We start from the raw sequence: 16512 nt of genomic DNA, 5'->3' as shown, positions 1-16512 counted from the left end.
TTAAATGGCATTAAACCGATACTATTACCCAACAAAATATGACTCCAGAAATAAGGTCTTGTCTTTGGGAATAAAATGTGTATTTATATCACATCAACAAAAAGATAAGGATGCAGCAAAAAAGATTGCAGATTATTTGATAAAGACGGGTATTGATGTTTATTTTGACGCCTATGACGGAGATTTGAGAATTCATCATCAATCTAATAACGCTAAAGCTGTTACTGACTCAATCAGAAAAGGGATAAACAACAGTTCTCATATGCTCGTATTAGTTTCTCCCAATACATTATATTCTAGTTGGGTGCCTTTTGAAATAGGTTACGGTTATGATAAAACAGAATTATTTGTGTTATGCCTAAAAGGAATTCCTAAAGGAGGATTGCCTGAGTATGCAAGGTCTGCTTCTATTGTTAGAGATATTTATGATTTAAACAATCTGATTAGTAGAATCTCAAAAATTGATAAAGAAATCCTACTTGAAACAAAAATGATGAGTGATTACGGAAACTATACAAATCCCCTTTCGGGAGTAATGGATAATCTCATAAATGATCCATACAATTAATTTAAGATAAAATATTATGGCTAAATGGGAAGATTATGTCATCACAAAAATATCCTTTAACGAAAAAGGAAATTCAATTGACAGAGTTATAGTCCACGATGATTTTGAAGAATATATAGGTGAAGCAATGCTTAAGAATCGTCAGTGGTTGGTAGAACAAGTTAATAAAGGAAAAACTTTTTGCTGTGCCGAAAGAAAAATTGGAGGCTGGTATAGGATTTGCATATTTTATCGCAAAACTAATGGTGGGTTTAGTTGGACTGCAAAGCTTCCCAAAGAACTATGCAAAAGAAAGACATTTATAAGTTATTATCATTATGAAGATCAAGAATACAAGGAGAAATTCAAGAATTTATTTGCCGATTTAATAACCCACAAATCTGTCGAAGATGGAGATATAGATTCGGACAATTCAGATGGATATATTAAACAGTTAATTCAAAAAGGTTATCTGGCAGACACAACTGTTCTGGTAGTTTTGATCGGTCAAAATACAAAACATCGGAAACATATTGATTGGGAAATATCTGGGGCTTTGAATTATAAAGTTGGAGATAAATATTCTGGATTATTAGGCTTAATATTACCCGATCATCCTGATTTTGGTACAGATAAGGCTACTTATAATTTAATGCCAGCTAGATTGGCAGACAATTTCAGATCAGAATATGCAGTTATAAGGGATTGGACAGATGACAGAACAAAAATGCAAGAATATATTGAACTGGCATTTGAAAAAAGAAATACACATTCAGATAATATAGATAATACATCAATACAAATGACAAAAAACACCAATGAATAATATTAAATATCCACTAAATATATATTTAGTTTGGCATCCTAATTTTAAAGCTGGAAAAAAAATTGCAGAAGAACTGTATTCTACATTTTGTCGAGATTATCAAAACCCTCTATCAAGAGGGATTGGCATTCCTGTTTATTTTCGATATGCAAAACTAGAAGATAATAAACCTTTAGAAATAGATTTATCCAATGCAGAAAAGAACGCAATCCTGTTACTTATAGATGAGGAGTATATTTTGGACGAAGATTTTCGCTTATATACTGAAGAGCTTTCCAAGAAAATCGATGATGACAATAGAATATTTCCTATCTCACTTTGTAACAAAGCTTATTCTATAGGCTGCGGCCTAAGTACTCTTCAATTTACTGATGCAACAAAGTTTTTTGATAAAAATTTAAATCTTCAAGATAAAAAAGATTTAGAAAAGTCTATTAAAAAAATTAAAACAGAATTATTACACGATTGTTCTAGACTTATTTTAAATTTTCATCCTAAACAAAAGGATAAAGAACATCATAGAATAGGTTCTCCTGTCAAGTTATTTTTAAGTCATGCTAAAAAAGATGGCGAAACTACCACAATCAGATTTAAACAGTTTATCGAGAACAATCTTAAACTTGATGTGTTTTTTGATACTGTTGATATTGCAAATGGATATGATTTTGCAGAACAATTTGAGCAAGAAATTAAGCACTCAGCTCTGGTAGTCTTTCATACAGACGAATATTCTAATAGAGAATGGTGCCGACGTGAAATATTAATTGCAAAGAAACATAAATCTCCAATAGTAGTTGTCCATAATATTTTAATTGGCGAAAAAAGAGCATTTCCGTATTTAGGAAATATGCCAACAACTGTTATCGGTAAGAAAGAGATCATAGGGTTTTATAAAATTGTAAATTTAACATTATATCAGGTTCTAAATAACTTATATCAGAATAGACTTTTAGAACGGTATTCAAATATGGGATCGAATGATTATAATGAAATTAAAGTTATAACTTCTCCTCCTGAGTTATTTAACTTTTTAGATATAAAGAAATATAAAGAAGATCTAGGGGGTAAAAATTTAATTATACTGTATCCTGATCCTCCATTAGGATTAGAAGAACTCAACATTTTAAATGAATTAGATGAAGATGTAGAATTTACAACTCCTATTAATTTGAACTTATGAAAAAAAATAAAATAGATATTTCAGGTGTAGACTCCGATTTAATATCACAAGAAAAAAAACAATCTAAAAAATCAAAAATATTAAATAATAAAAAAATTGCCATTTCAGTATCAATAAATGAAGATTTAGAAAAAATAGGACTTTCTGAACAACATTTGAATGATATTTCAATTGAAATTGCAAGATATATTATCGCTAATGACGGAACAGCTTTATATGGTGGTGACCTAAGAGAAAATGGTTTCACTTATTATTTTTCAGAACTTTCGAACCAATATAAAAAGACAAATGACAAAAATTTTAAGTTTGTTAACTATTTTGTGTTTCCTAATACTAAACGTTTAACACGTGATGTTAGGATAGATTTTCATTCAAAACAAATTAAAATAAAAGAAATTTCAGTTCCAAAAACTGTTTCAATTGATGAACAAAAAGAATATAAACCTGCCAATTGTATAGAAGATCGATATTCATTTTGCGAATGTTTCAAAGAAATGAGAATTCAAATGGCTAAAGATTGTTCTGCCAGAATTTTAGTTGGAGGAAAATCTACAAATTATTTAGGATATATACCTGGCGTTATTGAAGAAGCTCTTTATACCTTAAAAGAAAATAAGCCCCTCTTTTTAGTCGGAGGATTTGGTGGCGCGACAGAAAAACTAATAAATCTTATTAAAGGTAATGTGGTTGAAGAGTTAACTAATGATTTCCAATACAAAACTGAATTTCTAAGAGAATTTAAAAATTATGTCAATTCTAAATGCGACTATACAGATTTTGATCTATTAAAAACAGAATTATCAAAATTTGATGTAAAGAAAATTTCGGAACTCAATGGACTTAGTATTGAGGAAAACGAGATATTATTTTCAAGCAAGAATATCCATCAAATATTATACTTATTAATGAAAGGCTTAAAAAAACTTTAGAACAAAATTAAACAACCATTATGAAATTTGAAATTTTAAAAATTACTTACTGTTTATTCAATTTCTCCCGCTCTGAGAAGAGTTCTAACAAATACTAAATGTATCGCATACGCTGTGCGAACGTCTCCTAACTTCTCACCCGCAACAATGATTCACAAAGCGCATCGATTAAAACAAAAGAACCTGATACCAGATATTACTCTTGTACAAGGTTTTTCTTTTTGAACTCTTTTTATAAATCCCTCCTTTAACCTTCCTCAAAAGAAAAACGCATCCTAAAAGTGATCGTGAAGCAGAACGACAAATCCCGATTTTAACGGTAATTCTGCCAGTTTGACATTGCGTTTTTTTACGTCGTTTGTCCGTCACCGCTCCGTCACTCCTATACGGAAACTCCGTTTGGGATTTTTAGAGCTTTTGCTCCTTTTCGGTCAAATTGTCAGGTAAATCTGTAGCCTGAATGGTGATTTTATCACCGGTTAAATCGTCATTTTCTTTAGTAGCCGTATAGATCCAATCGAGACCATTGGCACTTATTTTGGCGTTTCCTTCTTCTACCAGTGTCCCGTCGACATTTTCTATAATTACTTTTACAGCCACCACTTTAAAGTCGTCGGTTACTTTTACACTGATCGTATCTCCTTTTTTGCCTTTGTACTGGGAGAGATCAATTTCTTCTATTTTCGGAGCGCCCAGCATATCGGCTACCGCTACATTATAGGCACTAATGTTTTTTTCAGGTTTCGCCCCTTTTTCATAGATGGCCTTGGTAGTTGCTTCCTGTAAGGCTGCTTTGGCATAGATAGTAGCTTCCTGAAATTTCGCAATGTGCTTCTTTTGTTTTTCTGTCGGTTCTCCGACGCGGTCTTTTGGCGCTTTTGAAACGATTGTTTTACTGCCTCTCTGGCTAAATACAATGATGTCGCCTACTTTCCCACTCAATCCGTGAGTGATGATGTTGTTTTTACTTTCTGCCATGACTTACTAGTATTAAATATTTATTGTTAAAGTGGCAAATATAGAAGTATTTTGCTATAATATATTATTTTTCTTACTATTTTTAACTATAATTATCTAATTTATTGAGTACTATTCTTACTTTTTAAATTTATACTATATTTGCATAATGTAATGTTATTCTTACTTGATTATCTACCTGAATAATGGATGTATCACAAAACATACTATAGCATTAGAGGGCGAAAAGTTCTTGTTGATTTAAACCAGTACAGAAGAAATTATCTATTAAAACAGATTAAACATAAAAAAGAAAACTAAAAAAATAATATATGTGTAAACTAACTTTAAAAACGACTCTTACATTTTTGTTTTGTATTCTTCTTATTTCCATAAAAACAGCTGGTCAATCAGAAAAAAATTCAAATACTTTTTTACCTAACATAATTCCGCCTTCACCGGGTGCTTATCAATTAGGAAATTATGGAAATGTACCTATTGGAATGTTTACAGGATCGCAGAATATTACTATACCAATTTATACGTATAAAACTGTAAATATTGAGGTTCCTATAACCATGTTTTATTCTAATAATGGAATTAAGGTAGATGAAATATCATCTAATGTCGGGCAGGGATGGAACTTAAGTTTTGGCGGTGTCATAACACGGATTATAAGGGATTTACCTGATGAAGATAGATTAGAAGCTTTTGTACCATTACCACCTAATGCTACATTAAATCAAAGAATAGCTTTTTTTAAATATATCGGAGAAGAGGATCGTACAGATAGTGAAGCTGATTTATACAGTTTTAATTTCGGTAGTTATTCAGGCAAATTTATATATGATCATGATGGCACTCCGCAGTTGATGCCTGCTCAAAATATCAAAATCGAGAAACAAGTTCGTAATGGATATTTCACCTTTATAGTAACCGCACCAGATGGTATTAAATATTATTTTGATCAGATTGAATATACGAAATTTTTTAAAGAGAGCTATGGCAATCCTACTACGAAAGCTTCTATTTCTGCATGGTATTTATCTAAAATAGTACATCCAAAAGGAGATGAAGTTTATCTTACATATATAGACAAAGAAGATCATTTTATCTCTTCTAAATCACAAACACTTAAAATGCAATTTCCAAGAATTCAGGCTACTTGTACTGGTACTGTAGAGGCAGGAGGTATTAATCTTAGTGCTATTAGGGAACATCGTATGAGTATAACAGGAAAAGCAATACAGTCTATCAATAGTAATAATAGTAAAAATGGGGAAATAACTTTTCGATACTTTGAAAACAATAGTGAGGATGTAGAAGCAGGAAATCAAAAAATAAAAGAAATTGCCATAACAACAGATAATATAAAAGAAATTGAAAAGGTAAAATTCACTTATACAACCACCGCAAATAAAAGAGTTTTTCTGGATAAAATTCAATTTAATGATTTAGGTAAAAATTATCAATTTGAATATATCAATCGAAATAATTTTCCCTCAAGATTATCTTTAAGTCAGGATCATTGGGGATATTATAACGGCAAGATAAATAATCAATTAGTTCCCAATAAAACAGGATTAGATTTAGACAATATTAATTATGACGGTGCAGATAAGGAACCGAATGGAGATTATGGACAAACAGGTCTGCTTAGTAAAATCATATATCCTACAAAAGGATATACACAATTTGAATACGAATCAAATGATTATTACGGAAGTAAGGAAATTACTCCTCAATTAAAAGCGGAAAGACTATTTATTAACAGGACGGGTCCAATTAGTCAGGAGATTACCATCACAACTCTAAATGATCAGGAAATAATTTTGCGGGGTGCTATTAGTTATGATGAATACGAATGTGGTCCCGATTATCTGGGAAGGACGAGAGCTACTGTAGCGGTTAAAAACCTGACCACGGGAAAGTACGAAGATTTATCACAAAGAAATAGCTACGGAGAGCTTTACAAAATTGCTTCAGCAGATTTTAACCCTGGTAATGTAACCGATTTTATTTTACTTGCAAAAGCAAATCAAACCTATACCATTTCACTAAGTTTACTAGGGGCTTCTACAAGAAGCGAGCTGAGACCTTGTACAAGTTCAGGTCTGGATTTTAATTATTTGCCATCTGCTGCCTTAACTGTTGCTGCAAATTTAATTTCAGGAGGTGTTAGAATTAAAAGTACTACGGAGAGTGCATCTAAAACTTCACTTCCTGTTTATAAACGCTACTATTATGCGCAAAAAGATGATCTCACGAAATCATCCGGACTTCCCGGAACCTCACCTCTTTATCTGGATGAATCAAGGGAACGTCTGGAATGTCCAACTACCAGTAGCGGAGGTGGTATGCCATCAGGCCAGCTAAGAACTTATATTAATATAACTTCAAGCAGCCTTACGTCTCTTTTTGACAATGGAAATTCAGCTGTTTCGTATCAATATGTTACTGTATCTCATGGTAATGATACTTTTTTGAATGGAGGAGAAATGAATGAATTTTATATTCATAAAAACTCAAATAATCAGATATGCGGCGATTTAAGATTATATAGTGCTCCTACAGATTATGGAATCCTGACAAATGGCGTTCTTTTAAAGAATAGCATTTTTAACAGTAAGAAAGATGATGTACAGATAACTACAAATCTATATGATACTATAGAACTAAAAAGATCGAAATCTTATAATGTGCGGAAATACCATCAATTAATAGATAATAATGATGAGGAATCAAATACTACAAAAACATCCAATTTAGGAATAGTAGAGTATGTAAATAGTTCTTATTGGAATTACTTAAAATCAAAAGAGAATGTTTTATATGACGCAGGGGGATCAAACCCAATTAGGACCACTACAAGTTATGTTTACAACAGTCCTGTTCATATGCAATTAAGTGTACAAAAAACAAAAAGTTCAGTTGGAGATTTTTTAGAAACCAAATATTATTACCCTCAGGATCCGGTTATGGCAAGTGAACCGTTTGTATCGGAAATGATCGCCAACAATAAAATAAACACACTACTGAAAACAGAAACTTTCAGAGGTGCAATAAAATTATCTGAGCAAAAAACAGAATATGCAAAAAATGCCACAACGGGAAATTTGCTTTTACCAAAATTTATATATGCAGCCAAATTTCCCAATGCACTTCCGGGCAATACTCTGGAGAAAAAAATCACTTATGATAAGTACGATGATATGGGCAATATCATTCAGTATACGCTGGAAAGCGGTATGCCTGTTACTATTATCTGGGGCTATAATAAAACGCAGCCTATTGCCAAAATAGAAAATGCAACTTACGCTCAGGTTTCCTCTTATGTAACCGACCTTCAAAATCTTTCGAACAGCGGAACTAACGCGAATCTGATAACAGCTTTAAATGCATTAAGAACCGCATTGCCAGATACTATTATGGTGAGTACGTACACTTATATTCCACTTGTCGGGGTCAGTACCATTACAGATCCTAAAGGAGATATTACAACTTTTAACTATGATACTTTCGGAAGGCTGGAATTCGTAAAAGACAAAAACGGCAATATCCTTTCTGAGAATCAATACAACTACAAACCCTAAACCGAAAACAGCATGAAAAACTTTATAAAACTTCTTTTGGTTTTATTTCCTGTTATGGTCATTGGCCAGACCAAGACCCAGAATTATATTAAAACGGTAACCTACAAAACAGCAAGTCCGACGGTAATACCAACTCCCACCTCTGCTCAGGCCTCTCTAAATGTAACCTATTTTGACGGACTCGGAAGGCCGGTTCAGCAAATTGCCGTGCAACAGTCTGCTACGGGAAAAGACATTGTAACCCCAATAGAATACGATGGTTTTGGAAGACAGGTAAAAGAATACCTTCCGTTTGCTTCTTCCCAGACCAATTCGGCCTATGTCGATCCCGCCACACTGGTACCGGATTTAACGGCACAATACAAAACCCATTACGGGGCGGTCAATGCAAATCCGTATAGTGAGAAACAATTGGAAGCCTCTCCCCTGAACCGTATCCTGAAACAGGCTGCTCCGGGAGACGACTGGAGCTTAAAATCCGGTCATACCATCAACATCGACTATCAGATCAATGCTGCCAATGAAGTCAGACTCTTTAAAGCTAATGCCATCTGGACGGCAGCTTCGGGTTTATACGAAATCAGCTTTTCGGATGCAGGGACTTATGCAGCAGGAGAATTGTACAAAACCATCACCTATGATGAGAATACCACTGCCAATCCAACGGAAACTTCGGGATCAACGGTGGAATTTAAAAACAAGGAAGGCCAGGTGGTCTTAAAAAGAACCTATGAGGCAGGTGTCAGACATGATACCTATTATGTACACGATAGCTACGGCAATCTCACGTATGTAATTCCGCCAAAAGCCGGGGGTATCATCACGACAGCCCTCTTAAATAATTTATGCTATCAGTACAAATACGACTACCGCAACCGTATGGTCGAGAAAAAACTGCCGGGCAAACAATGGGAGTTTATAGTCTATGATAAATTAGACCGTGTGGTGGCCACGGGACCCGCGAATTCCCCTTTTTCGGATCTTAGTTCAGCGGGATGGCTCATTACCAAATACGATGTTTTTGGGCGTCCCCTTTATACCGGCTGGGACAATGTAAGCAGTACTTCTGCCACCAGAAAAACATTGCAGGACGCGCAAAACTCCGCCACGGTATTGTTCGAAACCAAACAAACCTCCGGAACCATTGACGGGGTGACTGTCTATTACAGCAATGCCATAGCGCCCACTGCGTTTAAATTACTGAGCGTAAACTATTACGACGATTATGTTTTCCCGGGTGCCCAGAAGATGCCGGCCCTCATAGAAAGCCAGAGCGTTTTAACCAACTTAAAAACACTGCCAACGGGAACATGGATCAGGGTGCCGACCACCACTGCCGAAATGCTGGGTGAAGGAAGCACTACGTTTTATGACCAAAAAGCCAGACCCATACGAGCCTATCAACTGAATCATCTGGGAGGTTATACCGTTACGGACAATAAAATTGATTTTATCGGAAAAACGCTGTATACCCTGACCCGGCACAAACGCACTTCGGCCGATACGGAAGTACTAATAAGGGAAGATTTCACCTACTCGCCACAGGACCGGTTGCTGACCCACACCCATCAGGTCAACGGAGGAAAAGTACAGCTCATGGCCGATAATAGCTATGATGCACTGGGACAGTTAATCACCAAGAAAACAGGAAACACTAGTGCTGTCCCACTACAGAAAATCGATTACAGCTACAACATAAGAGGCTGGCTTACAGAAATCAATAAAACGGCTAACCTGCAGCAAGGCACGGATCCGCTGGATTTGTTCACCTTTAAGATCGGTTATAATACGCCAACCGCAAATATTGCAGGAGTTACAGCATTGTATAACGGGAATATCTCCGAGACAATCTGGAGAACCGGATCTGACAATATGGAGCGCCGTTACGGCTATCAATACGATAAACTAAACCGGTTGAAAAATGCCATTTACGGGAAAAACGGTTTGACGACCAATGCCTATAATGAAAGTTTAACCTATGATAAAAACGGAAATATTCTGTCCCTGAAACGAAATGGAGACACAGACCCACAAATACAACCCATAGGAATTGACGATCTAATGTATACTTATGCGGCCAGCTCCAACCAATTGGGCAACGTAGCAGACAACAGCAACAATAGCGGTGGTTTTAATGATTTCAACAAAACAGGCAATGATTATACCTATGATGCCAATGGAAATATGACGACCGACAAGAACAAAAACATCACAGCGATTACCTACAACCATCTTAACTTACCCACTAAGATAACCTTTGGTACGACCGGGCATATTGCGTACATTTACAATGCAAGTGGTCAAAAAACAGGAAAAATAGTTTTTAAAGCGGGAACCGTAGTTCGAAAACCCAGTACAACGATCACCGATTATTTACAGGGAGGATTTCAATACAGTGCGTTGAATTCCAAAACATTCACACTTGATTTTTTCCTCACCGCAGAGGGCTATGTACAACCTTCAGGAAGTTCTTATGAATATGTGTATCAATACAAAGATCACTTGGGAAATGTGAGATTGAGTTACAGTGATAAGGATAATAATGGTATTGTAAACAATACCGAAATTATTGAGGAAAGCAATTATTATCCGTTTGGGTTAGCGCATAAGGGGTATAATTCTTTGGTTACTTCCTCTAATCCGGGGCAAAAATATAAGTACAATGGTAAGGAATTGCAGGATGAGTTTGGGCTTGGCTTTTATGACTATGGAGCTAGAAATTACGACCCTGCACTTGGAAGATGGATGACTATAGATCCCTTAGCTGAACAAATGAGAAGATGGTCACCGTATAACTATACTTTTGATAATCCAATGAGATTTACTGACCCTGATGGAATGGCTCCAAATGAGATTATATTTTTAATACGAAATGGTGATAAATCAGTAAAAGAGCAACTTAAATATCGAAATGGAAACTTCTATCACAACGGAGGAAAAGGAGAAAGATATAATCCCAAAGAAGGTAATGCCACATTAAATCAAGTTTTAAAAGCTTATAGGACTATTGAAAAATCAAATGATGTAGTATTAAAGAATCAACTGCATACTTTAGAGACAAGTGATAAAACACATTATGTAGAACAAAGTCGAAACAACGAAAATGCCGTTACAAGCTTAGAGGATAGTAAATCTTTATTTGGATTTCCAGCAAATACACAAACGGAATTTGATTTTAATGATACAGGAAAAGACCCTTTATTGACAGTAACACACGAAATGAGACATCAATTTGATCATGATATTGGAAATATGGAAGATAATTCTTCTACAAATGATGCCAAAGATCCTGCTGAGATAAGAGCGGTTAATAATGAGAATAGAGCTAATGATATTTTAGGAAAAAAACATAGAACCACTTATGGAGGAGAAACAATAGATCCTGTAAAATTAGCAAACCCGCCAAACAATATACAAGTTAAAAAAAATAAAGGATGAAAAAAATTAAATACAAATTAGTAATTGTTATTTTTAGCCTCTTATTCTACTCATGTAATAAAGAGTTATTAAATAATAAAAAATTTATTGAAAATTTATCAAATGATCAAGATTTTAATCTACCATTGTCCAATGAGTCTTTAAAAATTCTAATTGATAAAAATGATACAATTTATTCAACCAGTATTCGGCAATTATATAATATCAACAATCAAAACTATAAAGGGTATAAAGATTTTGATAGTTTTTTAATTAAAGCAATAAATGAGGATTTGTTATCAAAATCAGATCTAATTAAAAATTCTGACTTTAATTTTACGTTAGATAAAAAAATAATAGATGACTATAATAATAAGGGATTAGACTACTTAATAAATACATATTGCGAAAAGAGCAATACTAAAAATAAATATTATGTCTTAAATAAGTTAACTCTAAAGCAGAAACAAAGTATTATGTTTTTCTTTTTTAAGAATAATTACTATGTAATGCAAAATGATGATTCAGGAAAATACGTTTTGATAAATAAAAACCTGTAATTTCTTTATTTATGTTGGATAATTAATTCGCTCTCAAAAGATTTCTTATGAAAAAACAAAGCGAAACAAAATTTCATTTATAGTAATTATGGATATACTTAAAAAAAATATTGCTTAGTTTAATTTTTATTAATTGTACAGACAAACAAGAAAAAATTAATACGACTCAATGCAATGGATTTATTATCTAGAAATCATGATTTGCCAGAAGATGAGTTCAGATTAAAGTTAGTGATTAGTTCCTATTATTCAGTGTCAATGGTTGAACAATTAAAATATGAGTATGATAACGAAATTAAGTTGTTTGATGTAATTAAGAAAAATAAATCGAAAAATATAAGTTTCTAAAAGGTAATTTTATTGAAAAGAAGATTTTGAACTATTAAATTTAGTCAAGTAAAAATTTAGAAATACAATCGTTTTTTCCAGAACTAAAAAAGAGATATTTCACTGCGACCCAATACAGGTTCCCCCCGCTTGCGTTAGCTTCCTGTTTAAGGGTACAGTCGAAAACCCAATACAACTATCACAGATTATTTACAGCTAAGATTTCAATACATCTGATTATTCCAAAACATTTACACTTGATTTTTTCCACTGGGGGGAATGTATCACCTTCCGGAAAACCTTGCTCCTGCTCTGATCAATCCCTACCGGTCACTTCATCAAATTATTTAGGAAAATATCAATCCAACCTAGTGCCTTTACAAAAATCTCTTTGGTACTGCCGCTTCTACGCTTGTTTTCTTCTAATATATCCTCTTATCTCCTTAATTTTATTAAAAAAAATAGTGTTAATCATACAACTCTTAGTCAGAATTGTATAATGTTTAAGTTCCATTAGACATCACCTTTACTGCATCAAATAATCTAATTCTTAAACAACATAAAAAATGAAAATTAAAATTTTAATAGTAGCATTTGCTATAGTATGTTTCGCATTTATTACCGGATGCGAAAATGATGATTTCGAAGCAGTCGAAGGAGTCTGTCCTGTAGTCGAGTCTACCACTCCCCTTAGTAATGCTATCAACGTTCCGTTAGAACAGGTTATTACGGTAACATTTAACGAAGAAATGGACCCGGCTTCTATTACTTCAACTTCGTTTACGGTGACCGGAACGACTCCTCTTGCAGGAGCGGTTACCTACTCCGGAAGAACTGCATCTTTCAAACCGGCAGTTTTACTTGCAGAAAATACCAGTTATACGGCCAGAATTACCACAAAGGCCAAAGACGTCATGGGTAATTTTTTACAGGTTGAATATGTTTGGGTATTTTCGACAGGGACACTTTTAAGACCTGCCGTAACGGCCACAGATCCTTTGAATAATGCTGTGAATGTTGCTTTAAATCAAACGGTAACGGCTGACTTTAGTATCCTCATGGATGCTGCTTCCATCAATGCCACTACCTTTACGCTTAAACAGGGTGCTGCAACAATTGCGGGTACGGTTTCGTACTCCGGCACTACGGCTTCGTTTAAACCAGCCAATTCACTTGTATTAGGAAAAATTTACACCGCCACGATTACAACCGGGGCAAAAAGTGCTGCCGGGACTTCATTGGCTGCTGACTATGTATGGAACTTTACAACCATGCTGTTACCTCCTGCACCCTTAGTGATAGATCTTGGTTCTGCTGCTATGTTTGGCGCTTTTGGTGGTAACGCCGGAATTACGAATCAGGGATTAAATACCGTAATCAACAACGGAAGCCTGGGTACAACCGCTGCTTCAACCCTGATTACAGGATTTCATGATGGACTTGTGGTGTATACCGAAACGCCTCTAAATGTCGGGAATGTTACGGGTGATATATTTTCGGCACCTCCGGTTCCGGGAACAGCTACCTCCTTAGCAATTGCACAAAAAGGGTTACTGGATGCAAATGCGGCTTACTTAAGTATTTCGCCGGCAGCAAAACCGGGTGGTTCAGATCCGAATGCGGGAGAATTAGGCGGATTGACTTTAGCTCCTGGTGTGTATAAATCAGCAAGTGGTACTTTTAAAATCAGCAATGGAGACCTGACGCTTGATGCACAAGGCGACCCGAATGCGACCTGGATTTTTCAGACTGCTTCCGGACTTACAGTTGGAATTGCAGGACCGACAGGTGCAAAAAGTGTCATAATGAAAAATGGTGCTTTGCCTAAAAACGTTTTTTGGTATGTAGGTAGTGCAGCAACGATCAACAGTGCCGGCGGAGGAACGATGGTAGGAACTATTATCGCCAATTCAGGTGTTACTTTTTCGACTGCAGGAAATGCAAATCAAACCGTATTAAACGGAAGAGCCATATCTCTGGTAGCTTCTGTTACGATGGTCAATACGACAGTTAACGTCCCATAAATAAGATATACTAAATAGTATCCCGTCTTCGGACGGGATTTTTTTTTCAATAAAAACAATGCCTAAATAAACGCAAATGAAAACTAACATTAGTTTTAAATCAAATAGATACAGCAATAAAATGTCAGGTAAAACACTATTAAACCGGTTTTTACTTTTGACATTGTTCTGTTTAAGTGCTCAGACAACGCTTCAGGCACAGGAAACCTATTACACAAAACCTTCCTGGTATTTTGGTGTTGCCGGTGCGACCAACTTTAATTTTTACCGTGGTTCAACACATCAGCTGAATTCAAATCTGACCCCTCCGGTTACTTTTCATAATGGCGAAGGTGCCGGGCTTTATCTGGCTCCCCTGGTTGAATTTTACAAACCCGATACCATGCTTGGATTTATGTTTCAGGCCGGTTATGACAGTAGAAAAGGTTCTTTCGATCAAAAAGTTACGCCTTGCAACTGCCCTGCAGATTTATCTACAGGTTTAAGTTATATTACGATAGAGCCAAGCATTCGTTTTGCGCCTTTTAAATCTAACTTCTATTTGTATGGAGGGCCGCGTCTGGCTTTCAATTTAGATCAGTCCTTTAAATATTCGCAGGGAACAAATCCTGCTTATCCCGAACAGGAGCAGCCGGCTGATGTAAGAGGTGATTTTGATGCCGTGCAAAAAACGATTGTTTCGATGCAGGTTGGTGCAGGGTATGATATTCCGCTGTCTTCACAAAATCATAAATCCCAATTTATTTTGTCTCCTTTTGTGAATTTTCAGCCTTATTTTGGACAACATCCCCGCTCAACAGAGACCTGGAGTATCACCACCTTAAGAGTGGGTATGGCACTTAAGTTTGGACAGGGAAGTGCAATGGAAACTCCTGCAACAGCAGTATCCAAAGTACAGTTTTCTGTAAATGCCCCTAAAAATATCCCCGGAGAACGTAACGTGAGAGAGGTATTTCCTTTACGAAATTATGTTTTTTTCGATCTTGAATCGAATAAAATACCGGATCGCTACATACTATTAAAAAAAGAAGAGGTAAAAGACTTCAATGAAGATCAGATTGGACTTACAGCCAGTGTAAATCCTTCAGGACGTTCTGCCCGACAAATGGCGGTTTATTATAACGTGATTAATATTCTTGGAAACCGAATGGTGAAAAATCCTGCCGCAAATGTAAAACTTGTGGGTTCTTCGGAAAAAGGAACAGAAGATGGTACGGCAATGGCCGAATCTATCAAGACGTATCTGGTTGCTGTATTTGAAATAAACGCATCAAGAATAACGACAAAAGGGCAACTAAAGCCTTCCATCCCATCTGAACAGCCCGGAGCAACAAAAGAACTGGTGCTGCTTCGCGAAGGCGACCGCAGGGTTTCTATCGAAAGTAATTCACCTGAATTACTGATGGAATTTCAGGTTGGTCCCGGTGCACCATTAAAGCCCTTAGAGCTTGTTACTGTTCAGGAAGCCCCTATTGACAGTTATATTACCGTTGACGCGGCCGGTGCAGATAAAGCGTATTCGTCATGGTCTTTGGAAACTACAGATCCGGACGGAAAAGTAAAAGCGTTTGGTCCCTATACGAAAGAAAAAGTAAGTATTCCGGGTAAAAGTATTATGGGAACCCGTTCTGAAGGTGATTATAAAGTAAAATTGATCGGAAAAACTAAAAACGGAGGTATTGAAGAACAAGTGACAACTAATCACATGGTGCTTTGGACACCCTCTAAAACAGAGGAAGGCCTCAGATACAGCATTCTTTTTGAATTTAATAAATCAAAAGCAATTGCAATGTATGAGAAATATCTAACCGAAGTTGTTACTCCCAAAATACCTAAAAACGCTGTTGCCATCATTCATGGCCACACGGATATCATTGGTGAGGAGTCTTATAATCTGAATTTATCTTTAGACAGAGCCAATGAAGTGAAAAGCATTATCGAAAGGGCATTGTCAAATTCCGGCAGAAAAGATGTAAAATTCGAAGTACATGGTTTCGGAGAAGACGAAAGTATGTCTGCTTTTGAAAATAAACTTCCGGAAGAGCGTTTTTACAACCGTACGGTAATCATTGACATTATCCCGGCTTCAAAAATATAAGTTTTACCTATTCCTTTTGATAAAAACACAGCGGTCAGCTTTTACATAGTAAAA

Annotated in this window: 10 protein-coding genes; 9 read left to right on the top strand and 1 reads right to left on the bottom strand. The window is 35.5% G+C overall.

The window, feature by feature from the left end; genetic code table 11:
- Positions 1-4: 4 nt before the first annotated feature.
- The 4 genes from LPB89_RS07345 to LPB89_RS07330 are packed head-to-tail and all read left to right on the top strand — an operon-like array spanning position 5 to position 3482.
- Entirely contained in the window at positions 5-568 is a 564-nt protein-coding gene (locus LPB89_RS07345; protein WP_230701118.1) for a toll/interleukin-1 receptor domain-containing protein, read from the top strand.
- Between the two features lie 16 nt (positions 569-584).
- Positions 585-1373: a TIR domain-containing protein gene (locus LPB89_RS07340; protein ID WP_230701117.1), complete on the top strand. Its 789-nt coding sequence runs from the start codon at positions 585-587 to the stop codon at positions 1371-1373.
- Positions 1366-2553, top strand: a complete 1188-nt coding sequence (locus LPB89_RS07335) for a toll/interleukin-1 receptor domain-containing protein (RefSeq protein ID WP_230701116.1) — start codon at positions 1366-1368, stop codon at positions 2551-2553. The genes LPB89_RS07340 and LPB89_RS07335 overlap by 8 nt, the downstream gene beginning before the upstream one ends.
- Positions 2550-3482, top strand: a complete 933-nt coding sequence (locus LPB89_RS07330; protein WP_230701115.1) for a hypothetical protein — start codon at positions 2550-2552, stop codon at positions 3480-3482. Before LPB89_RS07335 ends, LPB89_RS07330 begins: the two co-directional genes overlap by 4 nt.
- Positions 3483-3890: 408 nt before the next feature.
- Here the strand turns inward: LPB89_RS07330 and LPB89_RS07325 are convergent, their stop codons facing one another.
- Positions 3891-4460, bottom strand: a complete 570-nt coding sequence (locus tag LPB89_RS07325) for a hypothetical protein (protein WP_230701114.1) — start codon at positions 4458-4460, stop codon at positions 3891-3893.
- Positions 4461-4771: 311 nt separating this feature from the next.
- On the opposite strand from LPB89_RS07325, the gene LPB89_RS07320 reads away from it, so the two are divergent.
- The 5 genes from LPB89_RS07320 to LPB89_RS07300 all read left to right on the top strand — a co-directional run bounded on the left by LPB89_RS07320 (position 4772) and on the right by LPB89_RS07300 (position 16458).
- Complete coding sequence (locus tag LPB89_RS07320) at positions 4772-8032, top strand: sugar-binding protein (protein WP_230701113.1); 3261 nt, start codon at positions 4772-4774, stop codon at positions 8030-8032.
- Positions 8033-8044: 12 nt separating this feature from the next.
- Entirely contained in the window at positions 8045-11470 is a 3426-nt protein-coding gene (locus tag LPB89_RS07315; RefSeq protein WP_230701112.1) for a DUF6443 domain-containing protein, read from the top strand.
- Positions 11467-12009 (top strand): hypothetical protein, encoded by a 543-nt coding sequence (locus LPB89_RS07310; protein ID WP_230701111.1) that lies wholly within the window; start codon positions 11467-11469, stop codon positions 12007-12009. The genes LPB89_RS07315 and LPB89_RS07310 overlap by 4 nt, the downstream gene beginning before the upstream one ends.
- An 893-nt stretch (positions 12010-12902) precedes the next feature.
- The gene (locus LPB89_RS07305; protein ID WP_230701110.1) at positions 12903-14360 is read left to right on the top strand and encodes an ice-binding family protein; all 1458 of its coding nucleotides are present in this window, start codon (positions 12903-12905) and stop codon (positions 14358-14360) included.
- Positions 14361-14436: 76 nt separating this feature from the next.
- On the top strand, positions 14437-16458 hold the full coding sequence (locus tag LPB89_RS07300; RefSeq protein ID WP_230701109.1) for an OmpA family protein: 2022 nt from the start codon (positions 14437-14439) through the stop codon (positions 16456-16458).
- Positions 16459-16512: the final 54 nt, after the last annotated feature.

It is taken from the genome of Flavobacterium sp. ENC (genome assembly GCF_020991415.1).
Classification (GTDB): Bacteria; Bacteroidota; Bacteroidia; order Flavobacteriales; family Flavobacteriaceae; genus Flavobacterium.
Note: the sequence above shows the minus strand (reverse complement) of the source record. Positions and strands in the feature narration are given on the sequence as shown.